Source organism: Pseudanabaena sp. FACHB-2040 (assembly GCF_014696715.1).
Classification (GTDB): Bacteria; Cyanobacteriota; Cyanobacteriia; order Phormidesmidales; family Phormidesmidaceae; genus JACVSF01.
Genome location: NZ_JACJQO010000015.1, coordinates 82,988 through 109,290, shown reverse-complemented (window position 1 = coordinate 109,290; position 26,303 = coordinate 82,988). Strand labels below are relative to the sequence as shown.

25 protein-coding genes are annotated in these 26,303 nt (G+C 53.5%); 13 read left to right on the top strand and 12 right to left on the bottom strand.

Features of this window, described 5'->3' with window-relative positions; genetic code table 11:
* The first annotated feature begins 57 nt into the window (after positions 1-57).
* Positions 58-738, top strand: a complete 681-nt coding sequence (locus H6G13_RS17865; RefSeq protein ID WP_199305984.1) for an alpha/beta hydrolase-fold protein — start codon at positions 58-60, stop codon at positions 736-738.
* Positions 739-1,146: 408 nt separating this feature from the next.
* Here the strand turns inward: H6G13_RS17865 and H6G13_RS17860 are convergent, their stop codons facing one another.
* From H6G13_RS17860 to H6G13_RS17825, 8 genes are all read right to left on the bottom strand, one after another.
* Positions 1,147-5,142: an ATP-binding protein gene (locus tag H6G13_RS17860; protein WP_206756531.1), complete on the bottom strand. Its 3,996-nt coding sequence runs from the start codon at positions 5,140-5,142 to the stop codon at positions 1,147-1,149.
* Positions 5,143-5,693: 551 nt separating this feature from the next.
* Positions 5,694-6,353, bottom strand: a complete 660-nt coding sequence (locus tag H6G13_RS17855) for a Na(+)/H(+) antiporter subunit B (RefSeq protein WP_190485251.1) — start codon at positions 6,351-6,353, stop codon at positions 5,694-5,696.
* Entirely contained in the window at positions 6,350-6,967 is a 618-nt protein-coding gene (locus H6G13_RS17850; protein ID WP_190485231.1) for a DUF4040 domain-containing protein, read from the bottom strand. Before H6G13_RS17850 ends, H6G13_RS17855 begins: the two co-directional genes overlap by 4 nt.
* Positions 6,960-7,238, bottom strand: coding sequence for a monovalent cation/H(+) antiporter subunit G (locus H6G13_RS17845; RefSeq protein ID WP_190485229.1), 279 nt, complete (start codon positions 7,236-7,238; stop codon positions 6,960-6,962). Before H6G13_RS17845 ends, H6G13_RS17850 begins: the two co-directional genes overlap by 8 nt.
* Positions 7,239-7,241: 3 nt before the next feature.
* Positions 7,242-7,502 (bottom strand): hypothetical protein, encoded by a 261-nt coding sequence (locus tag H6G13_RS17840; RefSeq protein ID WP_190485227.1) that lies wholly within the window; start codon positions 7,500-7,502, stop codon positions 7,242-7,244.
* Entirely contained in the window at positions 7,499-7,888 is a 390-nt protein-coding gene (locus H6G13_RS17835; protein ID WP_190485225.1) for a Na+/H+ antiporter subunit E, read from the bottom strand. Before H6G13_RS17835 ends, H6G13_RS17840 begins: the two co-directional genes overlap by 4 nt.
* On the bottom strand, positions 7,873-9,318 hold the full coding sequence (locus H6G13_RS17830; RefSeq protein ID WP_190485223.1) for a cation:proton antiporter: 1,446 nt from the start codon (positions 9,316-9,318) through the stop codon (positions 7,873-7,875). Before H6G13_RS17830 ends, H6G13_RS17835 begins: the two co-directional genes overlap by 16 nt.
* Positions 9,315-9,650, bottom strand: a complete 336-nt coding sequence (locus H6G13_RS17825; protein WP_190485221.1) for an NADH-quinone oxidoreductase subunit K — start codon at positions 9,648-9,650, stop codon at positions 9,315-9,317. Before H6G13_RS17825 ends, H6G13_RS17830 begins: the two co-directional genes overlap by 4 nt.
* A gap of 382 nt (positions 9,651-10,032) precedes the next feature.
* Here H6G13_RS17825 and H6G13_RS17820 point away from each other — a divergent pair, with 382 nt between their 5' ends.
* The 6 genes from H6G13_RS17820 to H6G13_RS17795 all read left to right on the top strand — a co-directional run bounded on the left by H6G13_RS17820 (position 10,033) and on the right by H6G13_RS17795 (position 18,609).
* The gene (locus H6G13_RS17820; RefSeq protein ID WP_190485219.1) at positions 10,033-11,751 is read left to right on the top strand and encodes a SulP family inorganic anion transporter; all 1,719 of its coding nucleotides are present in this window, start codon (positions 10,033-10,035) and stop codon (positions 11,749-11,751) included.
* 78 nt (positions 11,752-11,829) lie between these two features.
* The gene (locus H6G13_RS17815) at positions 11,830-13,290 is read left to right on the top strand and encodes a cation:proton antiporter (protein WP_190485217.1); all 1,461 of its coding nucleotides are present in this window, start codon (positions 11,830-11,832) and stop codon (positions 13,288-13,290) included.
* Positions 13,291-13,541: 251 nt separating this feature from the next.
* Positions 13,542-13,997: a MarR family transcriptional regulator gene (locus H6G13_RS17810; RefSeq protein ID WP_190485215.1), complete on the top strand. Its 456-nt coding sequence runs from the start codon at positions 13,542-13,544 to the stop codon at positions 13,995-13,997.
* Positions 13,998-14,146: 149 nt separating this feature from the next.
* Positions 14,147-14,386 carry a hypothetical protein gene (locus H6G13_RS17805; protein WP_190485213.1) on the top strand — a complete coding sequence of 80 codons (240 nt, stop codon included), beginning with the start codon at positions 14,147-14,149 and terminating at the stop codon, positions 14,384-14,386.
* 181 nt (positions 14,387-14,567) lie between these two features.
* Positions 14,568-16,190: an alpha-amylase family glycosyl hydrolase gene (locus tag H6G13_RS17800; protein WP_190485211.1), complete on the top strand. Its 1,623-nt coding sequence runs from the start codon at positions 14,568-14,570 to the stop codon at positions 16,188-16,190.
* A 232-nt stretch (positions 16,191-16,422) separates the two neighbouring features.
* On the top strand, positions 16,423-18,609 hold the full coding sequence (locus tag H6G13_RS17795; protein ID WP_190485209.1) for an ATP-binding protein: 2,187 nt from the start codon (positions 16,423-16,425) through the stop codon (positions 18,607-18,609).
* Between the two features lie 117 nt (positions 18,610-18,726).
* Here H6G13_RS17795 and H6G13_RS17790 read toward each other — a convergent pair whose 3' ends face one another.
* Positions 18,727-18,918 carry a hypothetical protein gene (locus tag H6G13_RS17790; protein WP_190485207.1) on the bottom strand — a complete coding sequence of 64 codons (192 nt, stop codon included), beginning with the start codon at positions 18,916-18,918 and terminating at the stop codon, positions 18,727-18,729.
* A 661-nt stretch (positions 18,919-19,579) separates the two neighbouring features.
* Here H6G13_RS17790 and H6G13_RS17785 point away from each other — a divergent pair.
* Positions 19,580-20,746: a DUF4394 domain-containing protein gene (locus H6G13_RS17785; RefSeq protein ID WP_190485206.1), complete on the top strand. Its 1,167-nt coding sequence runs from the start codon at positions 19,580-19,582 to the stop codon at positions 20,744-20,746.
* A gap of 73 nt (positions 20,747-20,819) precedes the next feature.
* Here the strand turns inward: H6G13_RS17785 and H6G13_RS17780 are convergent, their stop codons facing one another.
* The 3 genes from H6G13_RS17780 to H6G13_RS17770 all read right to left on the bottom strand — a co-directional run bounded on the left by H6G13_RS17780 (position 20,820) and on the right by H6G13_RS17770 (position 23,415).
* Entirely contained in the window at positions 20,820-22,115 is a 1,296-nt protein-coding gene (locus H6G13_RS17780) for a VWA domain-containing protein (protein WP_242028396.1), read from the bottom strand.
* Between the two features lie 11 nt (positions 22,116-22,126).
* Positions 22,127-22,774 (bottom strand): MerR family transcriptional regulator, encoded by a 648-nt coding sequence (locus tag H6G13_RS17775; protein WP_190485204.1) that lies wholly within the window; start codon positions 22,772-22,774, stop codon positions 22,127-22,129.
* Between the two features lie 167 nt (positions 22,775-22,941).
* A complete protein-coding gene (locus H6G13_RS17770) occupies positions 22,942-23,415 on the bottom strand; it encodes a hypothetical protein (RefSeq protein WP_190485201.1) in 474 nt (157 codons plus the stop codon).
* Positions 23,416-23,605: 190 nt separating this feature from the next.
* Here H6G13_RS17770 and H6G13_RS17765 point away from each other — a divergent pair, with 190 nt between their 5' ends.
* From H6G13_RS17765 to H6G13_RS17745, 5 genes are all read left to right on the top strand, one after another.
* The gene (locus H6G13_RS17765; RefSeq protein ID WP_190485198.1) at positions 23,606-23,968 is read left to right on the top strand and encodes a metalloregulator ArsR/SmtB family transcription factor; all 363 of its coding nucleotides are present in this window, start codon (positions 23,606-23,608) and stop codon (positions 23,966-23,968) included.
* A 243-nt stretch (positions 23,969-24,211) separates the two neighbouring features.
* Positions 24,212-24,649: an ArsI/CadI family heavy metal resistance metalloenzyme gene (locus H6G13_RS17760; RefSeq protein WP_190485388.1), complete on the top strand. Its 438-nt coding sequence runs from the start codon at positions 24,212-24,214 to the stop codon at positions 24,647-24,649.
* 17 nt (positions 24,650-24,666) lie between these two features.
* Entirely contained in the window at positions 24,667-25,311 is a 645-nt protein-coding gene (arsH, locus tag H6G13_RS17755) for an arsenical resistance protein ArsH (protein WP_190485196.1), read from the top strand.
* Between the two features lie 12 nt (positions 25,312-25,323).
* The gene (locus H6G13_RS17750; RefSeq protein ID WP_190485194.1) at positions 25,324-25,767 is read left to right on the top strand and encodes a dual specificity protein phosphatase family protein; all 444 of its coding nucleotides are present in this window, start codon (positions 25,324-25,326) and stop codon (positions 25,765-25,767) included.
* Positions 25,764-26,165 carry a DUF6713 family protein gene (locus tag H6G13_RS17745; RefSeq protein ID WP_190485192.1) on the top strand — a complete coding sequence of 134 codons (402 nt, stop codon included), beginning with the start codon at positions 25,764-25,766 and terminating at the stop codon, positions 26,163-26,165. Before H6G13_RS17750 ends, H6G13_RS17745 begins: the two co-directional genes overlap by 4 nt.
* Positions 26,166-26,303 lie beyond the last annotated feature (138 nt).

The window sequence follows — 26,303 nt, the reverse complement described above, 5'->3', positions numbered from 1 at the left end:
GTTTGTGCTGCGCTAGCAGCCTGTATGACCGATCTCGTTTCAGGAAGTACACACCCCGTGAAAAGCACACGCAATCAAACAGGGCAGCTCTTCTCTCGCCCGAGCCCGCCTACTGAAGCAGGCTTAGCTAGCGGGCTACATTCCCTAGGGCTAGAGAGCGAACGGGATGGGCTGATCTATGTGCCTAAAAACTATCAGCCTGGTAGTCCGGCTCCGCTGGTGTTGATGCTGCACGGGGCGGGCGGTGATGCTGAGAGAGCCTTGAGAATTTTGGCAGGATTGGCCGATGACTACGGACTGCTGTTGCTAGCCGTGGAGTCTCGCGGTCGCACTTGGGACGTAATTATTCGCAGCTATGGGCCTGATATTGCCGCTATTGATCGGGCGTTGGAACAAACGTTTAGGCGCTATGCGGTTGATGCAGGCCGAGTTGCGATCGCAGGTTTCTCCGATGGCGCTTCCTACGCGCTCTCTGTCGGCATTACCAACGGCGATTTGTTTACCCATGTGATCGCTTTTTCCCCTGGCTTTATGGTTCCTGCCACCCAGCAAGGCGAGCCTCGCATCTTCATCTCCCACGGTACAGGAGACCCTGTGCTGCCGATTGATAGGTGTAGCCGCAAAATTGTCCCTCAACTACAGCAAGCAGGCTATGACACGCGCTATCGAGAGTTCGAGGGAGGCCATATAGTTCCGGCTGACCTTTCCCGTGAAGCCATGACCTGGTTGACCACCTAGAGCCTAGATAGCCTTGATGGCGTGCCCACTCGGATTGATCCAGATGATCCAGACACTAATCTGCAGGAAAGGATAAACCTCAGCAAAAAGCCCCCGTCTTAATGTTCTTAAGGACGGAGGCTTTTTTATGCTTAAAAACTGCACAGTAGCTGATTCTTTCAGCTTTTACATTTCCAGTGCTAACAAATTGAGAACGAAGTGTGGAGAAAATAATGGAACTTTTGAGGGAGCTTCCTGGTGGATGTTAGCTGAGTGATTACTCAGGCTCAACTCCCATCCACTAGTTACTAGTTTAACAAAGTAACTATCGCCCGTGGGGTGGAAGACCCGAATCTCAAGAGGTAGTTTTCCTACCCTATCTAGCAGGTCCAAAAGAATAGCTTGAGAGCCAAATACCCATCGTGTTAATTATGGCTTGAGCAGACTGGCGACGGTTGCAACTAGCTGATCTGGATCAACAGGTTTGGCTAAATACTGCTGAAAGCCTGCCGTCAAGGCCGCTTGCTTATCCTCGTCGCGGGTAAAAGCCGTTAAGGCTAGCGCTGGAATCGGCGTCAGCCCCTGCTCAGCTTCCCAAGCCCTAACTCGACGGATGAGTGCATGACCGTCTTCGTCAGGCATACCGATATCACAAATAATGACATCGGGTCGCTGATTGAGGATTTCAGCAAAGCCTGTGCTGGCAGATACGGCTGCCGTAACCTGGGCCTGAAGCTGCTCTAGGATGAAAGCTGTCAGCTCTCGCGTATTTTCATCATCGTCAATGACGAGAATTCGCCAATCGGTGAGATTGGGGAGAGCGTTCTCGTTGGTAGAGCTAGTGGCTGAGAAGACCTGCCGCGCCTGTTGGGTCGGCAGCAGCACCGTGAAAGTAGCTCCTTTACCCTCCCCAGCGCTCATTACCTGAACTTCACCCTGGTGCATCTCGACCAGGCTCTTGACGATCGCAAGTCCTAGCCCTAGCCCCGTTTGCGCCCTAGTTCTACTGCTGTCTCCTTGCCGGAAGCGCTCAAAGATGTAGGGCAGAAGGTCCGCCGAAATCCCCTGACCTGTATCTGTGACAGTGATCTGAGCCTGGGCCTCAATTTGTCGGAGGTAAACCGAGACATGTCCCCCATTGGGCGTAAACTTAACTGCATTAGACAGCAAATTCCAGACAATTTGCTGTAGCCGGGTAATATCGCCTAGCACCTGCCCAACTGATGGATCAAGGAATGATTCAATGTAAAGGTCTTTTGCTTCTGCGGTTGGGCGAATTTCTTCAATCGCAGCATCGATGAGCGTGACCAAGCCTACCGGCTGCAGCTCTAGCTGCAGCTTGCCTTGAACGATACGAGCAACATCGAGAATATCGTCGATGAGCTTGTTTTGCAGATTGCCATTGCGCCAAATGGTCTTTAAGCCTTTTACAGTAGAGGCCTCATCTAGCTTGCGGTTTAGCAGCAAATGAGACCAACCCAAAATTGAGTTGAGCGGGGTGCGAAGCTCATGGGAGACAATAGCCAAAAATTCGTCTTTAAGCCGGTTAGCGGCTTCGGCCTCGGCTCGGGCAGTGCGCTCGCGGGCTAGGAGCTGTTCCCGTTCCTGCTCGTGCTGCTTGCGATCGCTAATATCTGTAATCAGCGCCACAAAGCCTTCAATGCGCCCCTCCTTACCGTAACGAGGAACATAGGTGGCACTGATATAGCGAACTCCCCTGTTCTTGAGCGTGACTTGATGTTCAAAAGTTACCTGTTGACCCGACAAAGCTTGTTCTATATAGGGCCGAGTAGCGCTGTAGGCAGCCTCACCCAAGACCTCCCGCAGGTGCTTGCCGTACAGTTCGTCGGCTGGGTAGCCAAACCACTCTTCATAGCCCCGGTTATTAAAGCGGTAGCGCTGGTCTGCATCAACATAGGAAATCAGCACCGGGACGGCATTGGTGATTAGCCGTAGTTCTGCTTCTCGTTCTGCCAAAGTCTCTTCTAAACGTTTGCGATCGGCCTGTAGCAGCTGCTCTCGCTGGTCCATAGGAGCTCGCCGCAGCTGCGCCGCCTCTAAGTTGGCCTCTACCCGAGCCAGCAGCTCGCGCGCAGAGAAGGGCTTGATCAGATAGTCATCTGCGCCGGTTTGCAGTCCCTCAATTCTAGATTCTTCACCCGCCCGAGCAGACAGCAGAATAACTGGAATTTCCCGCGTGCGAGCATCGCTTCTGAGCTCATGTAGCAACGCCAGGCCGTCTAGCTCTGGCATCATCACATCACTCAGGATTAAGTCTGGGGGTTCGGTTCGCGCAGTGGCTAGGGCATCTCTGCCGTTAGCAACCGTTTCTACCCGATAGTGCTGGCCCAACAGCCGCTTCACATAGTCGCGCATGTCGGCATTATCGTCAGCCAACAGAATGCGAAAAGGAGAGGGTGCAGCCTTACTGGTTCCGGCACTGTCTGCCTCGGGCAACCATCGCAGCGCCTCTTCCACGTAGGGCGCTGCGTTAACAGACTGAGAACTCACAGAGGGGCTGCCAGTGGCCCGCACTGCATCGGCAGGTAGGTGAGCCAGTCCCATAGGCAGCACCACTGTAAAGGTTGTGCCCTGTCTCACCTCACTAGCGACCTCAACTCGGCCCCCATGTAGCTTGACGAGTTCTTGCACAAGGGATAGACCAATGCCCGACCCCTCATGGGTGCGCCCCCGCGCTCCTTCAACCTGATGAAAACGATCAAATAGATAGGGCAACTCCTCCGCTGCAATGCCGATGCCGGTATCGCGGATCTCTAATACAGCAGCGGGGTGGCGAGGTAGATGGGTGGATGGGTGATTGTTTGTGTTGCTCCTCTCCCACTCATTCACTCTGCCACTCTCCCACCCATCCACCCACTCACTCTCCCACTCACCCACTCTCAGACTGACCTGAATCTCGCCCTCGAAAGTGAACTTAAACGCATTGGAAAGAAGGTTGAGGACGATCTTCTCCCACATGCTCTGGTCTACATACACCGGCTCTGGCAGGGGAGTGCAGTCAATTACCAGATGCAGGCCAGCCGTCTCAATGGCTGATCGAAAAATACTTGCCAGCTCAGCGGTCAGCTGGGATAAATCGGTCGGCTGAAAATCTGCCTGAACGCGATCGGCTTCAATTCGCGAGAAATCTAGCAGGTTGTTGACCAGTTTGAGCAGCCGTAGGCCGTTTCGCTGCACCATTAATAGCTGCTCGCGTTCGTCTGGCTGCAGACGCTCCTCTAAACTGTTCAACGTCGCCTCTAGAGGCCCTAGCATCAGGGTGAGGGGGGTGCGAAACTCGTGGGATACGTTGCTGAAGAAGGTTGTCTTAGCTCGGTCTAGCTTGGCTAGAGCCTCGGCCCGCTGGCGCTCCTCCTCATAGGCCGAGGCGTTTCGCAGTGCAGCGGATACTTGACCGGCCAAAAGCTCATAAAACGAGCGATATCCTTCATCCAAAGCCCTATTAGGGCTAATGCCTGCCACTAAGACGCCCTGCGGCATATTCTGATCCGACACCATCAGCGGCATGGCTAGGGCGCTCTGAACCGGCTCTTGCCAGGGGCCGCCCGGCACCGTCACTCGGCCATCAACGGCTTCGACCAAAACCGTCTCGCCCTGCATAGCGGCAGCCAAGGGCCAGATCTGATCCGCTGCCGTCGCCCAGTCAACGGCGGGAGGGCAGACACTGGCGCTGGCTTCAATTCCTGTGCTGCCTTGTAGGCTTAAGGTTTTGCCGCCAGGTTCACACAGGTAGAGCAGCGCAAAGGGAACATCGAGGGGATGGGCTGCGATCGCACCCACCACATCCTGGCAGGTCGCCGCAACGCTGCGAATCTCACCCGCCTTAGAAGACAAATCGCGCAGCAGCCGTAGCCGCCGCTCCCCTAAAATCTGCTGAGTGACCTCGCTACACACCCCAAACATACCGACAATCTGCCCGTCGTCATCCTCTGCCGGAGAATGGGAAACGCTAAAGTACGACTCCTCACGATAGCCAGAGCGCTCAAGCACCAGGAGCAGCGCCGGAGTCCAGTTAGCTACACCTGTCTGCATCACCTTTTCAATCATCGGGCTTAGCGTATGCCAAGCCTCAGCCAGCGTCACCCGGATATCAATCCCGAGCGCTGCCGGATGCTTGTCGCCGATTAGCTGAGAGTAGGCGTCGTTGTAAAACTGAGTTAGGTTCGCGCCCCAAATCAGCACCATCGGGTAGCGTGAGGCCAACAGCGTTTTGACCAGCGATTTCAGGCTCTGCGGCCAAGCTTCAATCGGGCCGAGTGGCGTAGCTGACCAGTCAAAGGCACTAATCAGGCTTGCCATCTCACTGCCCTGACCAAAGAAGTCCCGCTTGAGAATCAGCGATTGCTGACCCTGAGGTGGTGATATCGGTTCAGGCCCATTGCTGGCTACGGCAGGGCGATCCAATGGAGAGGATGTGGGAGAGTTTGGTCTAGCAGAAGCGTTACGTTGCTCTGGGCTCACAAGGTTTTGCTCCTAGTGAGAAAAAAGCTGATGTGACAATTTTTCCTCAACTTGCTCTCACCAAAAAGGCTAGCCTACCTGCTGAAGACGTCCGTACTAGTTCTGCACAATCAGAACAGCATAAGCTTTTTTTAGGCGAGGAGACTCTGTCTTAGGGAATAGGCAGATACGCGGGGTGCTATTGCCAGCCTGCACCACCTAGGCTACGCCGAGCAGTTTGAGTGGAGCCATGTTGTTGACATCCTGGAAGGGGGTCTACTAGTGCGGCCTGACCCCGGCGATGTGCGCTACCTCCAGCGCTACCCATCAACCAGACCGCAAGCCTAAGACAAACCTCTAATACCAAGACCCTAGGGCCTGGATAATCCCAATTCCCTAGGGTCTAGTTACACACAATCTCTGGTAAGGGCGCAGGCTCCTGCGCCCAGTTTTGTAGGAGGGGAAAGCAAAGCGTGCCCATCAAATTATGCTGTCACTCAGTTGAGTCCCCCTGCTCACAACAATCCTCGATACCGAATAAACACCAATATGACCGCCCACGACCCCAGGGCAACCTTTACGGCGACAAGGATATTGAGCAAAGGAATCACCCCACCACTGAACAGTGAACCCAGCTCTCCGGGCGGTAGCTCTACGCCAATCAGTGTAAGCACAGCCAAGATAATGAAAACGAGGACGGCAATCTTCTCCCAAGTCGCGATTTGCCAGCGCTTGTAGATCACCTGCAGCTGCTCTGGGGGTGAAGTCAGAGCAACCAGGCCGATAGCCGTTCCCCCCGCAACGCCTGCCGCAAACCCCCCGCCTGGCGTCAAGTGGCCTCGAATCGCCAGCTCAATCGCCACCAGGGCAGCGATGGTCGCGCCCACCCGCGCCAAGATAGTAGAAGGCTCATCGGTGACTTGATAAACCACACTAGAGGGCTTTTCGTTAGCCAGCAGAAAGTGAGCCCCCATAATGGCGATGGTAAACACCACCACCTCAAAAATGGTGTCGTAGAGGCGATTGCGAAAGATAATGCCCGAAACCGCGTTAGATACCCCGCTATCTTGAACGACAACCTCAACAATCGAGAATGGCAGATCAGGTGCCGGATTGGGCATGACGAGCATTTTGATGAAGAGCACGACTCCGGCTGCCACATAGAGCCACTTCATGAGGGCACCCTCCCTAAATCTTGAGTTCCTAAATCGGTCGTACTCGCTTCTGCAGCGGCATAGGTCAGGCTGGTTGCTGGTGACAAAAGTTCGCTTTGCAGAATGTTGTAGAGACGCTTGACCCGCAGGATGATCTGATAAGGCTGTTTTGTAGCCGCTCCCGCCGCAGGGCTGTGCTGATCGTGCTCTGGTCGCTGCATACAGCTAGCATGAACCTCTTTCGTGATCAGCGCCTGGTGCAAAGCCTGCGGGTCTGGGTAGGGAACGAGTTCAAGCCGCAGATGGCGCTTACTTAAAATGACTCGCAGATCGTCTGTCAATTCTTTAAAGCGAAGATCGGCCTTTGCCTCAGCTGATTTGTCTTGGAGCACGCCCAGACGCATCACCAGCGATGAGCGCACAGCCACCGCGTAAAGCGTAACTGAGAGTAGAGTGCCTACCAAAGCCTCGGTCAAGGCCACATCCGCAGCCCCCAACATAGCGTAGACCAGGGCCGACACTGCCCCCAAAATGCCGCGAATCACCAACGCATGGTACGGATTAACCTGAAAAACCAACATAGATGCGGTCAGCGGCAGCAGCGCCACAATGACGTAAACATAGTTCTCAGTCATGGCTACCTCCGCCGCTAGAGCAGTAGGCCAGCACATAGCCCAACATCGTGTTCCAGATCGCCAGAGAGAGGATAGCGAGGACGAGCAGAGGCCACTCCCGAGGTATCTTCAGCAGCAGCCCCACGATAATGGCGATTGAGCCCAGAGTGTCTGCCACCGAAAGGCTGTGCAGCTTGAATAAGACTGAGCGATGGCCGACTAGAGGCCAAGTGCCCCAAAACCAAAAGAACAGGCCAACGCCAATACAGGTATAGCTAAGCAGGTTAATCATGGTTTACTCGTTCCCGATATAATTCATGCGTCTGAGGACATGGGCTAGCAACATTAATCCGGCATTGCCTACGCTCAAGATGATGACGCCGACCACCCCAATCATCCAGTCATCCCTTAGAACCGATATGAACAGAACTAGGATGGATGTCTTAGTGGCGATACTGGCGAAGGCCAGCATTTTTTGCCAAATGTCATCGTCTTGCCAGGCCTCATAGATAGGGATTAGCAGGGCTAGCAGCAGGGTAATCAAAATCAGGTTCATCGCTGCCTCCTCTGGCTTACTCGGTGTACTTCGTACCAACCTGCTTCGTGGTATTTCAAAACAATTGTTTTGGGCGTGAAGGTAATCAAAAAGATATCGAGAAAGATCAGCCCAGAGGTTCGTCGGGATCTCACTCGCTCTAGGGTGACATCTTCCTGTTGATGAGGCCGAAGAATCATTTCAAAGGCCTCATAATAGGCTAGCGGAATTGCCATCACGATGTGGCCCAGTACCCGCAGCCACTCCTTTAGAGTGCCCAAAGCCTGATGTCTGTGGGGCAACAGGAAAGCGATGCTAACGCCGATCAAGATGTTGACTACGCTCAGGTTGGCCGTGAGCAGAAACCAGATAGCTAGCCGCAGTATCAGATTTAAATACTCAACCATGAAAATCCCATCCAAAACAGCAGAATTAACATCAGACTCATAACGCCGATAAGATGATCAAATTGCTCAAAAAGTCGCGGCAATTTGAGGGTTGACTGGCGAAAAAACAGGAAGTAGGCTAACCAGCCAAGGCCGATGATTGCAAGGGGTTTTACAATATTGGCAACGGTGTACGCTTCGTAATACACAACATTGGCGACAAAGAGGCCAATAATTAACAAACCCACTGCTGGCCAAAAGCCGGGTTTCACATTTGCTTTTGTCTCCCAAGATTGGGGCAGGAATATGAATTTGGCAAAAGAGATTGCCGTTCCCAAGGCTGCGATGTTCATTGCGATCGGTTGCCAAGGTGCCAAATTTTTCATAGTCAGCACCTTTGCCCCAAAGCCAGATAACAGAGGAAAACCCGAAATCGAGAAGCTGGCTATGACCAAGGCAACCCAGACTGCAGTGTTGATTGGCTGGTGCTGCAACTCCTTAAGGTTGCGGCTAGGGAGAACCCCAGCAATCAGAAACAGTGCCGATTTAACTAAGCCGTGAGTCAGCGCGTAAAAGCCACCCACTTCGGGGGCTGCCAGAATAAAGCCCAACTGCGAAACCGTGTGAAACGCCAACATGCGCTTGGTGTCTTTTTCGAAGACGGCATAGGACACGCCTAGCAGCGCGGTGCCAACGCCAAAGAACCGGACGATGGGATCTATCTCCTCCAGCACCACGGCGCAGCGCACCATCGGCAGCACCCCCGCTTTGACCACAGCACCCGACAGCATTGCCGATACCGGTGTCTCCGATTCAGAGTGAGTCAACGGCAGCCATAATCCCGAAACAAACACCCCCCCTTTGACTAAAAGCCCTAAAAAGATGAGAGCCAGTGCCTCCGGAGGTGCTCCGCGCAAACCGCTAAAGCTAAATGAATGATTGGCTTGATAGACCAGCACCGCGCCAATCAGGTAAAACAGCATGGCGGTGTTGCTGACAAAGAGATAGCGCAGGGCAACCCAAATGGCTCGATTGGTGCGGGGATAGGCAATTAGAAGAAACGCGGCAATGCTGAGAACTTCCAGCGCCACATAGAGGCTAATGAAATCTGCACAGACGAATGCGGCATTCACACTGCCGTGCAGAATGATCATCTGAGCGTAGAAAAAAGGTGACTTGCCGCTGTGCCAGCAGTAGAGCAGCGCTGCTGCTGTGACCAACCCGTTGGTCAAGATAAAGAAGCTGCCCAACGGATCGACCACTAAGGTGACGCCGAAGTTATCCAGCAACTGCAGGGTCAGCGGTGACGGTGAGGCAAAGCACCGCAGCGCGTAGGCTACTGAGGCTAAGGCCATACCCAGAGCCAGATAGCGATCCAGTCTAGGAATCAGGTAGATCACAAACCCCACAAAAAAGGGGAGAGCGACCCAGGTAATCGTTAGGGTACTCATGGCGTGCTGCTCTCCTCGATCTCACTGCTTTCCAGGGTTGGATTATCGCTGGCCAACTTCATGACGCCGACCAGCATCAGCGCCTGAATTGAAAAGCCAATCACAATCGCGGTCAAGATAACGGCCTGAGGCACCGGATCGGCGTAAGCACCTTCATGGGCATCTGAAAGAATCGGGGTAAACAGGCCATTTCTAGATGCTACGAGCACGTAACAGGCAATCACCCCCGTGCTCATGACATCCATCGAGATGATTTTCATCATCAGGTTCTTTTTCAGAATGATGCCGAAAAATCCAAGTAGTACGGTTCCAAATACGCAGGCTTCTAGCACGGGGACACCTGTTGAAAGAGAGCAATACACACATGAACTGGGGGACCAATGCCGCTGGTTCAGCCAGGGGCAAAACTTTTTCGAGGCTGTTTGAGAAGGGCCGCAGCCTAGCTGAACTTCCTTCTAAGGGGTAGGAGGGTTCTCCCTTAGAAAGAGAGGCCAAGACAGCTCCTTCAGCCAGCGTACCGGAAAGAACTTCTCAAGCAGCCTTTCAATGCAATAAACAGATTCAAGTCTTTAGTATAGATTTTTTTCAATAGTAAAAAATCTTAAACAAGAATAAAATCTATGATACAACAATATTTAAGGCACAGGTTGGTTCTCCAAACTGCCTCTGTAAGGTCCTAAGCAGGACTCGTAACCCATACCTCATTGCCCCTGGATGTCTATTACTAACCGGATCCGCTTTAACAACTTGCGGGGAGATGTTTTTGGCGGAGTCACAGCCGCTATTGTGTCTCTACCCCTTGCCCTTGCCTTCGGTGTGGCTTCTGGTGCAGGTCCCATCGCGGGTCTGTACGGTGCTGTTTGTGTCGGCTTCTTTGCAGCTCTGTTCGGCGGCACTCCTACTCTGATTTCTGAGCCGACCGGGCCAATGACCGTCGTCATGACTGCCGTCATTGCGGGACTGACTGCCAGTAATCCTGAAAATGGTCTGGAGATGGCCTTCACCGTGGTCATGCTGGCAGGCGTCTTTCAGATTATTTTTGGCCTCTTCAAGTTAGGGAAATACGTCACGCTGATGCCCTACAGCGTCATCTCCGGCTTTATGTCGGGAATTGGCGTGATCCTAATTATCCTGCAAATTGCGCCGTTTTTAGGCCAGGCTGCGCCCAAGGGCGGCGTTATGGGCACGGTGACAAGCTTGCCTCAGCTTTTATCCAACATCAACCCACCAGAGCTGATTTTGGGCGTGCTGACGCTGGCCATTATTTTCCTGATGCCCAAGCAGGTTAAGCGGGTTGTACCGCCGCAATTGGTGGCGCTGGTCGCGGGTACGGTCTTCTCCCTGGTCGTTTTTCAGGATGTAGACATTCGGCGCATTGGGGCAATTCCGGTGGGGCTGCCGACGCTGCAAGTCCCGACCTTTACAGCAGGTCAGATGACCGTCATGTTTGTAGACGCTGTCATGCTGGGGATGCTGGGCTGTATCGATACCCTGCTGACCGCTGTAATTGCCGATAGCCTCACCCGGACTGAGCACAAGTCTAATAAGGAATTGATTGGTCAGGGTATTGGCAACCTGGTTTCGGGGATTTGCGGCGGTCTGCCTGGTGCAGGGGCGACGATGGGAACTGTAGTCAACATTCAAACCGGGGCGACTTCGGCTCTCTCGGGGTTGACTCGCGCTCTGATTTTGCTGGTGGTGGTATTGGGCGCGGCGCGACTGACTCAGCCAATTCCCATGGCGGTACTGGCAGGCATTGCCCTCAAGGTGGGTATCGACATCCTCGATTGGAGCTTCTTGAAGCGCTCCCACAAAGTTTCCCTCAGAGGCTCCCTGATTATGTATGGGGTGTTGCTGCTGACGGTGTTTGTAGATCTGATTGTGGCAGTGGGTGTGGGTGTGTTTATCGCAAACATCTTGACCATCGAGCGGCTGAGCAATTTGCAGGCTAAAGAGGTCAAGCTGATCACAGACACTGATGATGATGTGCGTTTGAGCGACGAAGACAAGCAGCTGTTAGACCAGGGGAATGGTCGGGTGCTGCTGTTTTACTTAAGCGGCCCCATGATTTTTGGTCTGTCGAAAGCGATCGCACGGGAACACAACGCCATGAAAGAGGCAGATGCGCTGGTCATGGACCTAACAGATGTGCCGATGCTGGGTGTAACGGCTTCACTAGCCATCGAGAATGCCATGCGAGATGCCTACGACAAGGGCCTGAACGTCTATGTTGTGGGTGCCAGCCAGAAAATTCAGAAACGGCTGGAGAAGCTAGGCATTTTCGCCATCGTTCCCGAAGCAAATATCTTTAGCGATCGCACAGAGGCCCTACGACAGGCAGTCGCCACTGTCTCTGATTCAAATGTCTCTGGCCTCACTGTCGGAGGCCCAAGCGTGATTGTCTCCAATCCTGGCTTGAATCCTTCTATGTAATTAACTGGGCAGCTCAATTCAGCTTGAATTGCCGGTTCTACAGCTTTTGTAAAACAACCCTGATTCTGAACAGTAGTTATGTTTTTGATACCTGCATTGGCCTTGATTGGTCAGTCTTCGACCATCGCTCCTCCCCTTTCCGCCTTGGCTTCTCAGTTCTCCAACCCTCTGCTAGCCACGCTGGACCCTGAAAATGCTCCCATCGTGCTCACTGGAGTCCTCCTCAGCCTGGTCGTGATCTACCTGGCTAGCAAGCTTGGCGGCGAGCTTTCCAAAAGGCTAGACTTCCCGCCCGTTTTGGGTGAGTTGGTGGCTGGCGTGGTGGTCGGCGTTTCGGCCCTGCACCTGCTGATGTTTCCTGAGAGCGGTGCAGAAGCCGCCGACTCAGTGATCATGACCGTGGTCAACTTCATTACCGGCCTCAGCCCGGAAGCGGCCAACCAGGTGTTCGAATCTCAAAGCGAGGTCATCTCTGTTTTGGCCGAACTTGGGGTAATCATCCTGCTGTTTGAAATTGGTCTGGAATCTGACCTGCGGCAGCTCAGAGAAGTGGGCTATCAGGCAGCGGTGGTCGCCTGTGTCGGGGTGGTTGTGCCTTTCATCGCCGGTACCGTTGGCTTGATGACCCTGTTCCATGTGGCGGCGATTCCCGCTATTTTTGCCGGGGCAGCGTTGACCGCCACCAGTATTGGCATCACCTCCAAGGTCTTGTCAGAACTGGGGCAACTGAAATCAAAGGAAGGCCAGATCATTGTTGGCGCTGCTGTACTCGACGACGTACTAGGCATTATCGTGTTGGCGGTAGTGGCTAGCTTAGCCAAAACGGGCGAAATCGACGTCAGCAACGTCATCTATCTGATCGTTAGCGCTACGGTATTCCTGATTGGCGCAATCCTGCTAGGCAATTTCTTTAACCAGAGCTTTGTTGCTATTGTCGACAAACTGCAGACCCGCGGCAATATCGTGGTTCCGGCGTTTATCTTCGCCTTCTTCATGGCTTTTCTAGGCAATGCTATTCACCTAGAAGCGATTTTGGGCGCGTTTGCAGCAGGGCTAGTGCTCGATGAAACTGATCGCCGCAAAGAGCTAGATGAACAGGTCAAGCCCATCGCCGATTTACTGGTGCCAATTTTCTTTGTCACCGTGGGCGCACGAGCTGATTTGAGTGTGCTGAATCCGGCTGTGGCCGACAATCGGGCTGGGCTGCTGATTGCTGCCTTTCTAATTGTGGTAGCTATTTTGGGTAAGGTCGTCACAGGTTGGGCAGCGTTTGGTCAACCCGGCATCAACCGCCTGGCAATTGGCGTGGGCATGGTTCCTCGCGGCGAGGTGGGCCTAGTCTTTGCTGGCATTGGCTCCGCTAGCGGTGTCCTCAGCAAACCCCTAGAGGCCGCCATTATCATCATGGTAATTCTGACGACGTTTGTGGCTCCACCCTTCCTGCGGTTGGCCTTTGGTGAGCCGGCAGAGCCCCCCGAAGATGCAGAGCCTGTGATAAATGGACCTGTCTTAGCAGGAGAGACCCAAACGCTGCCGTAGAAAACACAGACTCCATCAAAATGCTTTTCCCTGAAACCCGCTTTCGCGGGTTTCTTTTTTTGGAACGTTTTAGACACGAGAAAGCCGAAACAAGCCAGAGAGAGCAATTTTCTGCCTCTACAATCATTTTCGCTTGCATTCACCACCCATCTACCCGTTCACCCCACCTATAGCTTACTGATCTAAAAATCGCTGCAGGGGAATCGATTAGTTCTAGCTAGGATAATATAAAACGCAAACTTCCCTAGCCTATGACCGATTCCCCTACGTATTCTGCCAAGGCTGCGGCTCAAGAGCCTTTCCTAGGCACCATGCTTGAGCTCGTGCGTACTTACCAAGCTTTTTCGGCCTACTCCGAGGCGGGTGTCCGACAATATGACCTAACGCCTGCCCAGTTTGATGTGATTGCGACTTTGGGCAACACGCTCGGCATGAGCATGGGGGAGATTGGCGAGAGAACCTTAATTACCAAAGGAACGTTGACGGGGGTTGTCGATCGTCTGGAAAAGAAAGGGCTTGTCTTGCGGGAGGTGCCTCTAGGCGATCGTCGTAGCGTAATCGTTCGACTCACTGCGGCAGGCGAAGCCCTTTTTGAAGAAGTGTTTCCAGCCCATATTCAGGATTTGAAGCAGCACTTTGAGCAGTTGGAACCCTCTGAATTAGAACTGCTTAGGGTTTTGCTGAGCCGCCTGCGTCAGGTGTTTTAAGGTCTGGCACAATTCTTCCACCAGATCCTTCTTGGTCAAAGACCAGCCCTAAAGGCCGCGCACAATCTCCAGAAAGCTTTAGCTTCTGGCCCTAACGTCTCTAACCGGCTCTCTCAAGCTAAAATTGAGATATCCACATTTGTTATCAAATGCCCCAAATCCCTAACTCGCCCCTAGAAGCCTTAAATCAAAAGCGTCTCTTTGATGTTAGGCAGAATGCTGAAGCAATCGTTGAGGGCATGGCCGCTGCAAGGGCCAAGGCGACCGCTCTAGGATTGGAGTTCAGCGAAGATACCCTTTTTAGAATCGGTAAAGAATCGGTGGTGCTGCAAATGTACGAGGCTGAAGATTACCTCGACGATGAAGACAGCGGAGACAACAACCTCTAGTCCCAAACCACTCTCCCTACTTGCCAGTTAATGGCCTTGAGCGCTGCCGCTCCTCGTTTTGCATAACAGACCGGCAGCCTCATCTTTATGCCAGCCTGCCCAGGCAAAAGCACTCCTTTTGCTGCCTGGGCAAGATCCGAGTGGCTGTGTTAGGACGGGGAGAGAAAACTGCCGCGCACTCATGCTCAAACAAAACTTAGCCGTCAACGCCTCCTGGTGGCAAAAGGGGATCATCTATCAGATCTACCCGCGCTCCTTTATGGACAGCGACGGCGACGGCATTGGCGATTTGACGGGCATCGTCAAAAACCTGGATTACCTGCAGTGGCTTGGGGTAGACGCGATCTGGATCTCGCCCATCTATCCGTCACCTATGGCTGACTTTGGCTACGACATCTCCGACCACACAGCAATTCACCCGATCTTCGGCACCTTGGCGGATTTTGACCAGCTCCTGAGCCAAGCCCATGCCTGCAACATTAAGGTCATTTTAGACTTCGTTCCCAACCATACCTCTGAGCAGCATCCTTGGTTTTTAGAGTCCCGCTCCTCACGAGATAACCCCAAGCGCAGCTGGTATATTTGGGCCGATCCTGCTGCCGATGGCGGCCCGCCTAATAACTGGGTCAGCAACTTCGGTGGCCCGGCCTGGACCTTAGACGAAAAGACAGGCCAGTACTATTACCACGCTTACCTGCCTCAGCAGCCCGACGTTAACTGGCGCAACCCCGAAGTCGAAGCTGCCATGCTAGGGGTGATGCGGTTTTGGCTAGAGCGCGGGGTTGATGGCTTTCGGGTCGATGCTTTGCGGCAGATTTTTAAGGATGATCAGCTGCGCGACAACCCCATTAACCCCGACTACGAACTGGAGCAAGGCCCTTACAAGGCGCTGCTGCCACTCCACACAACCGATCTACCGGAGACCTTGGCGGCGGTAGAGCGGATGCGCCAAACTCTAGATGTCTACTCAGAGCGAGTCCTGATTGGGGAACTGTATCTGCCGATTGAGCGGCTAGTGGCTTACTACGGGGTGAACGGAGGCGGCTGCCATCTGCCCTTTAACTTTCACCTGATTTTTACCGCTTGGGATGCGGTTGCGATCGCAACCCTAATCCAGCGCTACGAAGCCGCGCTACCGCCCTCCGGCTGGCCCAACTGGGTGCTTGGCAATCACGACAAAGCTCGTATTGCCAGTCGAATCGGTAAAGAGCAGGCCCGTATAGCTGCCATGCTGCTGTTGACCCTGCGCGGCACGCCTACTCTCTACTACGGCGATGAGATTGGCCTGCACGATGTTCCTATTCCCCCCGATCAGGTGCAGGACCCTTTTGAGCGCAACGTCCCTGGGCTGGGGCTAGGACGAGACCCAGAACGCACCCCCATGCAGTGGAACGCAGAGCACAATGCAGGCTTTACCGCTGGAGCGCCCTGGCTGCCGCTAGCTGATGACTATGCGGTTCAAAATGTGGCAGCACAGCAGCAAGACCCCAACTCCATCCTCGCGCTCTACCGCAGGCTAATTGCCCTACGCCAGCAGGCACCCGCTTTGCAGCTAGGAGCTTACCGCTGGGTGCAGAGCCAGGGCACACTCCTAGCCTACGTGCGCCATGCCGCAGACCAGCAATTTCTGATCATCCTCAATCTGGGGAGCGAACCGGCCGAATTTTCCCACCCTGACTTAGATCTACAGGGCCAGGTTATCGTCAGCAGCAATCTAGCCCATGAAGGGCAGGTCTTGTCAGGAACTGTGACCGTTTCAGGAGATGAAGGGCTGCTCATTCGGCTTACTGCTGAAGGCAATTGATCTAGCCGTTGCCCTAGAGCTGTAGCCATTGTCAGCAAGCCTACCCAAGCTAAGGTCTTACCCGATTGGCCCTAGCTTGAGTTTTCTGAGCATTGCTATGAAGTTACCGCCCGTTGCTTGAAACAGTCGCCAGAGCCAGCCAGAATGGGTTAATGTTTCGCGGCTGCTAGCTGTAGCGATTAGCCGGGAACTCTAAGCAGGTGCCTAATTCTGATTGTGCGTAGCCCTAGTGATGAAAATACGCCGCTTTAAACTCTTGCAAGCACTGCCGCTGCAGTTTGTTCTCATAGTTCCCTTTGTGCTGCAGATTTTTGGGGCGGTCGGTCTAGTGGGATATCTATCCTACCGGAATGGGCAAAAAGCAGTCAACGACCTGGCTGAGCAACTGATGGATCGAACCAGCAGCGCGGTCAGTCAACACCTTGACTCTTACCTATCTATTCCTCACACTATCGGTCAGATTAATGCAGACGCCATCCAGATGGGGCTACTGGACGTGCGCGATCGAGAAACCACCGGAAAGTATTTTTGGCATCAGATGCAGGCGCATGACGTCAGCTATATCGGAATTGGGCTGACCACAGGTGAAGGGGTAGGGGCGGCCCGCTACGACGGCCAAACGACCACGGTAGATGATTGGGGGCCAACTGCTCCCAACAATTGGTATAGCTATGCCCTAGACCAACAAGGTAACCGCACTCAAGTTCTAGAAGTTTTAGAGTGGAACAACTTTGAACAGGCCTGGTACACAGAACCTATAAAAGCGGACAAGCCGATCTGGTCGCCCATTTTCACCATTAACTACCCTAACCATGTCTACATTGCGACGTCAGCAGGTCGTCCCATCTATGACGCCCAGAATCGTCTATTGGGGATGGTTAGCATTGATATTTCCCTGTTAAAGCTCAGCGATTTTTTGCAGGATTTAGAAGTTAGCCGCTCTGGGAAAATCTTTATTCTGGAGCGTGATGGTACGTTAGTTGCCAATTCTAGCGAACAGCAGCCCTTCACGCTCGTCAAGAATCAGGCTGAGCGGCTAAAGGCATATGATAGCCCTGACCCAATTATTCGAGAAATTGCCCAATACATCCAGCAGGAAAATCTTCAGGACACCACCACAGTTCAGGAATGGCACGTTAAGTTTCAGGGAGAACCCTACCACGTTCATGTGACTCCTTGGAAGGACGAGTATGGATTGGATTGGGTGGTGGTCATGGGCATTCCTGACAAGGTATTCATGGCCCAAATCCACGAAAATACCCGGACCACGATTCTGCTGTGTTTAGCAGCCTTGGGGATAGCATCGGCCATGGGGCTGCTGACCTCTCGCTGGATTGTCCATCCTGTTTTGCGGCTAAATCGGGCTAGCAAAGCGATGGCTGCTGGCAACCTCAATCAAACGGTAGATGAGAGCGGCATTCAGGAAATCAATACGCTGGCGGGCTCTTTTAACCACATGGCAGAGCAACTGCGCGACTCTTTTGTAGCGCTAGAAAAAAGCAATGAGGACCTGGAAAATCGGGTAGAAGAACGGACAACTGAGCTGAAAAACGCCCTCAGTGAGCTGCAGCGCACTCAGGCAAAAGTGATTCAAGGCGAGAAAATGTCTAGTCTGGGGCAGCTAGTTGCTGGAGTTGCCCACGAAATCAACAATCCGGTCAACTTCATTCATGGCAACTTGGCTCATGTGGAGCAATACACCCAGGATCTATTGGAATTTGTGCAGCTTTATCAGGATCACTATCCTGATGCTGGGCCTGAAATTGAGGCAGAAGCAGACGACATTGATTTAGAGTTCATGCGGGAAGACCTGCCCAAGATGATTGCCTCCATGAAACTGGGAACCGATCGAATTCGCCAGATCGTTCTCTCTCTGCGCAACTTCTCACGCATGGACGAGGCAGAGATTAAGCCGGTCAATATCCATGAGGGCCTTGACAGTACTTTATTGATTTTGCAGCACCGTCTCAAGGCTAAGCCTGACCAGCCGGCCATTACGGTGGTTAAAGACTATGACGAGTTACCTCAGGTCGAGTGCTATGTTGGGCAGCTCAATCAGGTATTTATGAATGTTCTCACGAACGCGATTGATGCCGTAGAAGAGAACGGTTGCCAGGATCTCTCGGGTCAGGCGGTGAAGCCTAAACAGATTACGGTTCGCACTTCCAGGGTAGATACAGACTGGATTCAGGTTGCGATCGCAGACAACGGTTCTGGCATCCCTGCCAGCATTCAGCAACAGATATTCAATCCCTTCTTCACGACCAAGCCGGTGGGCAAAGGCACCGGCATGGGAATGTCGATCAGCTATCAGATCGTTACAGAAAACCACGGGGGTAAGCTGGAATGCTTCTCTACACCCGGTGAGGGAACCGAGTTCATCATTCAAATTCCTATCCGACAGCCTAATCAAAGCTGAAGATGGGTGCTCTGCTATCAAAGTTCTTGTTTTTTCGCCTTGGAGCAGAGCTAGGGTGAGGGCTGTAAAATATCGGTGCTTTGAGTAGGCTTAGATAAGGGCCAAGCTGCACTAACGCTAAATCATCGACATGATCTGCTTCATTACATCTGGAGGGGATTGTGAAATGAACTTCTCAACCAATTCTCCTATACGCCTAGCCTCGTCTCCACGGGCAACTTGGCGCAGTTCCATCAGCTTCTGAAAATTGGAAGTGGTGTAGTTAGTATTCTCCCCAAACAGCAGCGTAGCCTCCAGGAGCAGTTTCATCCGGTTGAGTTCCCCCGATATTTTCTGTAATTCTCTGGCATCTTCCTTTCGGGTGGAAAGTGCCGTAGGACAGAACAGATTCAGTCACAAGGCATATTGATTTCTCTGGCCAAAGATTAGAGTCGACGACCTGCTGCAGGCGAGCAATCATTGAGGATACTTCAACTGCGTAATGCCAATTCCAGAAAAAAGTGCTGCAGATAGGGGTGGGAGTGGATGGAGGATGGGAGAGTGGATGGGTAGATGGGGGGATGAGTAGCAGCTGTGCCTACTGGATAGGGCCTAAAAATATTTTTTGAGTTTACCTGCATCCAATTAACTGTGGAGTTCGTACTGAGTATGTCTGCCGTCCATGACCTGGTGCTGCAGTCTACCGCTGAGCAAATCAGGCTCGCTAGAGATTGAGCACATCTCATATCTGTCTCCAAACTATGAACAGGCAAAACCTTAATCGTTGACAACTTAAGTCGCGCCTGCAAAGCACTAACTGAACACAGTAAACCCATTTTATTGGGCTGCTGACGGCTTGTGCTGGCTGCTTCAAAACGCGACTCAAAGCCACAGAGGTGGTTCTAGCATCTGCCGACGAAAAGTGTGTCAGTTAATTTGGCGATCAGGTTTGAGCACTTGCCCTTTTACTGAAATTAAACCAAGGATAACAATGGGAACTCTTATTGCACTCACTGACAACAATACCCTGCTATCTTTTAACCCCAACAATCCTGGGCAGACCGTAGCAACGACTGTGACCGGCTTAGAGGGCACTCTAATCGGCATTGATGTTCGCCCAGCCAATGGTTTAATTTATGGCCTCACAACCGCCAACAACCTCTATGCCTTTGACCCTAACAATGTCAGGGCTGGCAGCGTTGCGGCTACCTTTGTCAGCACCCTGTCCACCCCCTTCTTAGGAGACTCAATCTCAGGGTTCGACTTTAACCCTGTGCCGGATCGCCTGCGGGTAGTCGGCAGCAATAACCAAAACTTCCGCATCAATGTAGACACCGGGGCAGTGCTTGTTGATGGCACACTAGCTTTTGGTGGCAATGATGCCAATGCTGGCGTTGATCCTAACGTGACAGCCGCCGCCTATACCAATTCCTTTGCAGGCACTACAACCACACAGCTATTTAACATTGACTCTGCGCTCAATGGCCTGCTGCTGCAAAGCCCTCCCAACGACGGCACCCTGGTTTCCATCGGCAGTTTAGGTGTTGATTTTGGTTTGCGAGGTGGCTTTGATATTCGTTCTTCTTTCCCAGGCGACAACCGAGCCTTTGCAGCCACTAACGGCACACTGTATACCGTCGATTTAGGCAACGGCATTGCGACTAACTTAGGGGCGATTGGCATTGATCCGGGCTTGAATATCAAGGGATTAACTGTTACAGGAAAGGCAGCTCCGGCTCCCGTCAGTAACAGCTTTAACGGGCGGCTAGACGTAGACTTTGTTACTGGCCTTAATCCAGCTCAATATTTGGCGTCTTACGACGACTTGATCGCTGCCTTTGGTTTCGACTTGAATGCGGCTGCTCAGCATTTCGAGCAGTTTGGCAAGAGCGAAGGCCGCTCTACCGATCGCTTTGACGAGGTTAGATATTTGGCCTCTTACGGTGACCTGATTCAGGCCTTTGGCTTTGATACTCAGGTGGCGACTGAGCACTATGTTCGCTTTGGGTCTGGGGAAGGTCGGGCAACCGATTTGTTTAACCCGGCTTCTTATCTCAATGCGTATGCTGACCTGCAGGCTGCCTTTGGCACCGATCTGTTTGCAGCGGCTCGGCACTATGTTGACTTTGGCTTTGCTGAGGGACGTCCTGTAGCGTAGACCCGCACAGCGAGATAGACCCCAAGCAGATCGCCTGGGGTCTATTTTTCTGTTCTATAAGGTGTTTGTGTTTTTAAGCGGTGGGGTCTGTTGGTTGGGTTGGCGGGGTTGGTTGGGCAGGGCGGCTGCGTTGCCGGTCGAACCTTTGCGAGAGGGCCTTTTTACGGGCCTTGGCAGTGTGCCCACCGAGAAAATCAACATCAAGATCCTTGAGGGCGTCCATTTCCGAACACATCTCTAGAGACTGTGGCATGGCGGCAATCATGCTCTGAGCATGGCGGAGGGAGCGGCTGGCCCCGACTAGATCTCCGGCATCAGCCCGATCAATGGCTTCTTTACGGGCGCGGGCAGCCATTAGCAGCGCTACCTGCTCCTGCACCTCAGGATGGGCTGGAAAGTCGCTCATCTGCTCGGCCTTGACGACCGGCATTTGCAGAATCACCTGGAGGGATTGGCGTTCGCTCTGGTTCGGGTCATCCCAGCTCAGACAGATCTGGCAAAGCTCAGATATCTGGCTCATGGCCGGAATTTGCAGCCGTACCACCAGGTTAATGGGCACTCCTACGACTAGGTTTGGCAGTTTGTAGGCCCCTGCCTCGGTGGTGTCTAGGTCGTTAAGCATGTCTTTGATGACGACTCCGTTTTGCGGGGTGAGGCCCAGGTTGACCTGGCGTCCGAGGGTGGCAGAGAGGCCCATCAGCTCATTTTCAAAGATGGCTGGCAGGCGATCGGGGGACTCGATGTGGTAAAAATTGCCGTCGCCGCTGCGGGCCATGGCTTCTAGCAGATCTTCGTCGTAGTCATTGCCGACGCCTAGAGCAGAGGTGCTGACCCCTCGTTTGGCTAGGCCAGAAACATCAGAGGAAATGGCGTCGGGCTGGGTTTCACCGACGTTGGCGAGGCCATCGGAGAGCAGGATGACTCGGTTTAGGTGCTCGGCATGGAGGTACTGGCCTACCTGGGTGCCGCCTTCGACCCAGCCTGCGTGGAGAGCGGTCGAGCTACCGGCGGTGACGCTGCGAAGGGCTTCCAGGATTTTGGCTTTGTCGGTGGCTAGGGTGCTGGGAATTAGGGTTTTAACATGGGTGTCGAACAGGGTGATGCTAATGCGATCGCACGGCAGCAGATTCTCAATCGCATAGCAGGCAGCCTGTTTGGCGTAGTCGAGCTTAGAGCCAGACATTGAGCCAGAGCGATCGAGCGCAATATTGAGGTTGAGCGGCGGCCGCTCCGGCGTCAGCGTCACGGTGGGGGGCACGACTTTGATCAGCAGATCTAGAGTGGTCGAACGGCTAGCAGCTAGGGCCGCATGCATAGGCAGCAGTTCGATCTGAGGCTGGCTCAGCGGGGATGGATGGGATTGGCTCATGGAGAGGGTCTCTAGGAAAAATGAAGGTCGGTTAGTCGTTGAGCAATGAGCTGCAGCAGCGCATCTCGTTCTTGGGGGCTGGTGGGAACGGCAAAGTCTTGGCGGACGTGCAGTTCTAGCCCAGGCAGTAGATCAATCCGCGCCCATTGGGTAGGGGATGGCGATGCTTCTGTGAATACAGCCCTCCCAGCAGGGGTTGGGGCCGCCGCGCTAGCTCGATCTGAGCTGGCCGGAGCCGCAGGTAGGGCTGAAGTCGAACGTTGACGCACCTGAGATAGAAAGGCCAGCGCTGGATTAGCGGTTTCGACCGTGAGCTTAGCCCCGCCTAAGAGCAAGGCTTCTAGCTCACCATCGGGCTTATTAAGGGTCAGGTTTGTTAAAGAGCCGACACTGTAGCCTGCGGCCAGCAGTTTCTTGAGCAGCAGCAGCTGCAGTAGATGGCGATAGGCATAGCGCGCCTCCCGGCCTTGCTTATAGGGCTTGTCGAGCAATCCTTGGGTGGCGTAGTGGCGCACCAGCCGAGGATTGACGGCATCTTGCATCCGGCTATCCGGTTCCTGCTGGGGCAGGTACTGGGGCAGGAGTTGGTTGGCCACGTCAACAAACTCCTCTAGGGGCCACCGGCGCTCCCCTTGGGCTAACTGCTGCAATATGCTCATGGACCTATGCTAATCGTGCCAAATTAAATTGTCAATGACATGTTTCATTGTCATAATCAGTTTACAGAACCCTCTTGAGCAACTCTCCTGAAATTCAAAAAACCCCCGGTGCTCCACCGGGGGCAGTAACTTATTGGCCTTGTAGCCTTAACTCCCTATGAAGCTTTTTATGAAGCCCCAACTGCTGCTTTGGCCTGCTCGACGAAGGCCGTGAGATTCGCAAGCGTCATAAATCCGAGGTACTGAGCCGCGATCTCTTCTGGCAGCAGCTCGACCATGACGCGATTTTCGAGCCACAGCTCGACTACGTGGAAGGGGCCGCGATCGCACAGCCGCACCAGCCAACCTTCCCGCACACCAATGGCTTTGATTGCCTCAAGGCTGATCGGCACCGACATGGCTACGTGGGTCGGTGTAAAGGGGGCTGTGGGCATTGAGGCGACTTCGGCCTCTACTTCTCCGGCGACCCAAGCTGTGTTTGCCGGCAGTACCTCAATGGCTGTACCGTACTGGTCGCCATTCAACACAATGTAGGAATTGGGGTGAACGGGAAAATCGAACGCCTGACCGCCCATTACCTCTGCCAAAATGCCAGCTACGCGAGCGGTGTTTTCAACAGCGATAGAAACATGATGAAGCATGGAGAAAAGTCCTTTACGAAGGGGGTTTGCTTGTGTGATGTATCCAGTGTCGCCCCGCGGCCTCTGCCGTACCAGGCAGCAAACGACCATTCCCCTTGCCGCTTTCTGCAAATGCGATCGCACCTTTGTCAAAGCTTTGACCTATCGCTGAAGGCTTGACGGGCAAACTTATTTCGATAATTATAGAAACATGAAAAAGCTAGATACTGCTCACCCCACCCTTGACGACCCCGCTCTAGACAGCATTGCCGCTACCTTTGCAGCGTTGGGACAACCGTCGCGGCTGAAGATTGTGCGACTGCTGCTGTCGGCCTACCCCAAGGGTTTACCTGTGGGCGAGATTCAAAAAGAGCTGGGCATTGCCGGGGCGACGCTGTCTCACCACCTGGACAAGTTGCGCCAGGTCAATGTGGTGATGGCAGAGAAGGATCGGCAGTGGATTTGGTACAGCGTTCGCTCGGAAACCTTGAAGTACCTGATCGACTTTCTGTTTGAGGAGTGCTGCACTCGCAATCAGGTGGTTGAGATGGAGGAGGGATGTTTGGACTGCTGATGGCCACTGGGTAAAGGACGCGGAGACGCAGGGAAAGCCTAGTAGGTTGGCGTCAGCGCAGCGACCCACAGCCCAACCGATTGGGTTGAGCTGTGGCAAAACCTGAAAGCCTCTTCCAATGTTGAGTTTCGCTGGGCTTAACCTAACCTACTTGACTGGGGAGTGGGGGTGCGGGGAGCAAAATATCGGTTCGTTTTTTAGCCATTTGTTTCGGTTTTTCTAGAAATACTTGAGGAGTCTATGATGGCCAGCTTTAAGACGCATGTGGCGTTGCGGGTAACTGATCTGAATCGGTCTATTGAGTTTTATCAGGCGCTGTTTGGGGTAGCTCCGGTTAAGCACAAGGCTGACTATGCCAAGTTTGATGTGGAAAATCCGGGGCTGAATCTGACGCTTAACGTCAGCGATGCTCTGGCGGCTCATGGGGCGCTGTCTCACTTGGGCATTCAAGTGGACAGTTCGGCAGCGGTCGGGGTTGCGATCGCACGTCTTCAGTCGGCTGGACTAGCCACTTTAGAGGAACGCGACACCGACTGCTGCTATGCTCTGCAGGACAAGGTTTGGGTGAGCGACCCCGACGGCAACCGCTGGGAAATCTTTGTGGTCAAAGTCGCTGACACGGCCCCCGAAAAAAATGTGACGCCTGCGGCGGCGCAGGTCAAATCAACCTGCTGCAGTTAATTTACCTTGAATCTACTATGAGCTTTGATCATCCCCCCCGAATTCTGTTTCTCTATGGCTCTTTGCGTGAGCGCTCCTACAGCCGCCTGCTGGCAGAGGAAGCCGCACGCATTATCGAGGGTTTTGGAGCCGAAGTGAAATTCTTTGACCCGCGAGGGCTGCCGCTGCATGGTGCTGAACCCGATACCCACCCCAAAGTGCAGGAGCTGCGCGAACTGTCTCTCTGGTCGGAAGGGCAGGTGTGGTCTAGCCCCGAGCTGCACGGCAACATCTCTGGCCTGATGAAAACCCAGATCGACTGGATTCCTCTAACGATGGGAGCGATGCGCCCGACCCAGGGCAGAACGTTGGCCGTTATGCAAGTTTCAGGCGGTTCTCAGTCCTTCAACGCTGTCAACACCATGCGAATTTTGGGCCGCTGGATGCGGATGTTTACCATTCCCAACCAGTCTTCTGTGGCCAAAGCCTATCAGGAGTTTAACGAAGACGGCACTATGAAAGACTCGCCCTACCGCGATCGCGTGGTGGATGTCATGGAGGAGCTTTACCGCTTTACCCTGCTGCTGCGGGAGCAGGTAGAAGAGTTGACCGACCGCTACAGCGAACGTAAGGAAAGAGCCGCCAAAGCGGTGGCAGAAACCGCTCAACAGGCCCTAAGCTAGGGAGCCCTTAGCGTGGAACAACCGATTACCGAAAACCTGTGGTGGGTCATTCCCGGTAAACTGGCTGGGGTTCGCAGGCCGACCGCAGAGGAGATCTCAGCCCTGAAGACTGCCGGGATTGGTGCGATAGTATCAGTTATGGACGATGCGGCCAACCTGGATCTGTATGCCGCCTCAAATATGCCTTACCTATGGCTACCGACCACAGGCGGCACTGCGCCAACACAAGAGCAGGCCGAGCAATTCAGGCAATTTGTAGACGCTGAAAATGCCCGTTCTCACGCTGTTGCGGTCCACTGCACCAGCGGTAGACGGCGCACCGGCACGTTGCTAGCAGCCTACCTCATCGCTACTGGGGCGACCGCTGAAAATGCCCTAAATCAGATCCTTCAAGCGAACCCAGCGGTAAAGTTAAGAGAAGCACAAGTTGCGTTTTTACGGGAGCTACAGCCGTGAAAGACCTCATTTTTAACCTCGGGTTTGCTACCTTAGCCACCCACGAACTCGATGCCGTAACACAGTCTGAGTGGCGGCTGCTCTATATTTTACGCAGTCTGCCCGAACCAACGGCCTCGACTGCCTTTGTAGCCATTCATGTGCCCTTACTGGCCGTTTTATTTTGGCTGACTTTTAACGACAACCTCAGCATTCGCGCCGGATCAAGAGCTGTTTTTGCCGCTTTTTGGGTGATTCATGCAGGGCTTCACAAAGCGCTGGAAAACCACCCCCTGTATACGTTTCACTCCCCCCTCTCTCAGAGCCTCATTTTTGGCTGCGGATTGCTTGGGCTGCTTTATGGTGTGGCAGTCTACGTCCAGAGATTTTCCGACAGCTCTCCCGCAAAAGTGACCTAACCCCTTTCCCTCTAAATGAACTGACAAAACTTTTGGAGCTTGAAAGACAGGCTCTAGGAGGGAAGCGAAGCTTGGTTTAAGCTAAGAAGTTATCACACCTATCTCAACGGCAGCATGAGCGCCCTTAGCCCCAGCCCT

Excerpts from the sequence above, each read along its gene's own strand:
- H6G13_RS17855 (WP_190485251.1), bottom strand. The coding sequence starts at position 6,353 with ATGAAGTGGCTCTATGTGGCAGCCGGAGTCGTGCTCTTCATCAAAATG.
- H6G13_RS17850 (WP_190485231.1), bottom strand. The coding sequence starts at position 6,967 with ATGACTGAGAACTATGTTTACGTCATTGTGGCGCTGCTGCCGCTGACC.
- H6G13_RS17845 (WP_190485229.1), bottom strand. The coding sequence starts at position 7,238 with ATGATTAACCTGCTTAGCTATACCTGTATTGGCGTTGGCCTGTTCTTT.
- H6G13_RS17840 (WP_190485227.1), bottom strand. The coding sequence starts at position 7,502 with ATGAACCTGATTTTGATTACCCTGCTGCTAGCCCTGCTAATCCCTATC.
- H6G13_RS17835 (WP_190485225.1), bottom strand. The coding sequence starts at position 7,888 with ATGGTTGAGTATTTAAATCTGATACTGCGGCTAGCTATCTGGTTTCTG.
- H6G13_RS17830 (WP_190485223.1), bottom strand. The coding sequence starts at position 9,318 with ATGAGTACCCTAACGATTACCTGGGTCGCTCTCCCCTTTTTTGTGGGG.
- H6G13_RS17820 (WP_190485219.1), top strand. The coding sequence starts at position 10,033 with ATGTCTATTACTAACCGGATCCGCTTTAACAACTTGCGGGGAGATGTT.
- H6G13_RS17815 (WP_190485217.1), top strand. The coding sequence starts at position 11,830 with ATGTTTTTGATACCTGCATTGGCCTTGATTGGTCAGTCTTCGACCATC.
- H6G13_RS17810 (WP_190485215.1), top strand. The coding sequence starts at position 13,542 with ATGACCGATTCCCCTACGTATTCTGCCAAGGCTGCGGCTCAAGAGCCT.
- H6G13_RS17805 (WP_190485213.1), top strand. The coding sequence starts at position 14,147 with ATGCCCCAAATCCCTAACTCGCCCCTAGAAGCCTTAAATCAAAAGCGT.
- H6G13_RS17800 (WP_190485211.1), top strand. The coding sequence starts at position 14,568 with ATGCTCAAACAAAACTTAGCCGTCAACGCCTCCTGGTGGCAAAAGGGG.
- H6G13_RS17795 (WP_190485209.1), top strand. The coding sequence starts at position 16,423 with ATGAAAATACGCCGCTTTAAACTCTTGCAAGCACTGCCGCTGCAGTTT.
- H6G13_RS17790 (WP_190485207.1), bottom strand. The coding sequence starts at position 18,918 with ATGAAACTGCTCCTGGAGGCTACGCTGCTGTTTGGGGAGAATACTAAC.
- H6G13_RS17785 (WP_190485206.1), top strand. The coding sequence starts at position 19,580 with ATGGGAACTCTTATTGCACTCACTGACAACAATACCCTGCTATCTTTT.
- H6G13_RS17780 (WP_242028396.1), bottom strand. The coding sequence starts at position 22,115 with ATGAGCCAATCCCATCCATCCCCGCTGAGCCAGCCTCAGATCGAACTG.
- H6G13_RS17775 (WP_190485204.1), bottom strand. The coding sequence starts at position 22,774 with ATGAGCATATTGCAGCAGTTAGCCCAAGGGGAGCGCCGGTGGCCCCTA.
- H6G13_RS17770 (WP_190485201.1), bottom strand. The coding sequence starts at position 23,415 with ATGCTTCATCATGTTTCTATCGCTGTTGAAAACACCGCTCGCGTAGCT.
- H6G13_RS17765 (WP_190485198.1), top strand. The coding sequence starts at position 23,606 with ATGAAAAAGCTAGATACTGCTCACCCCACCCTTGACGACCCCGCTCTA.
- H6G13_RS17760 (WP_190485388.1), top strand. The coding sequence starts at position 24,212 with ATGGCCAGCTTTAAGACGCATGTGGCGTTGCGGGTAACTGATCTGAAT.
- arsH (WP_190485196.1), top strand. The coding sequence starts at position 24,667 with ATGAGCTTTGATCATCCCCCCCGAATTCTGTTTCTCTATGGCTCTTTG.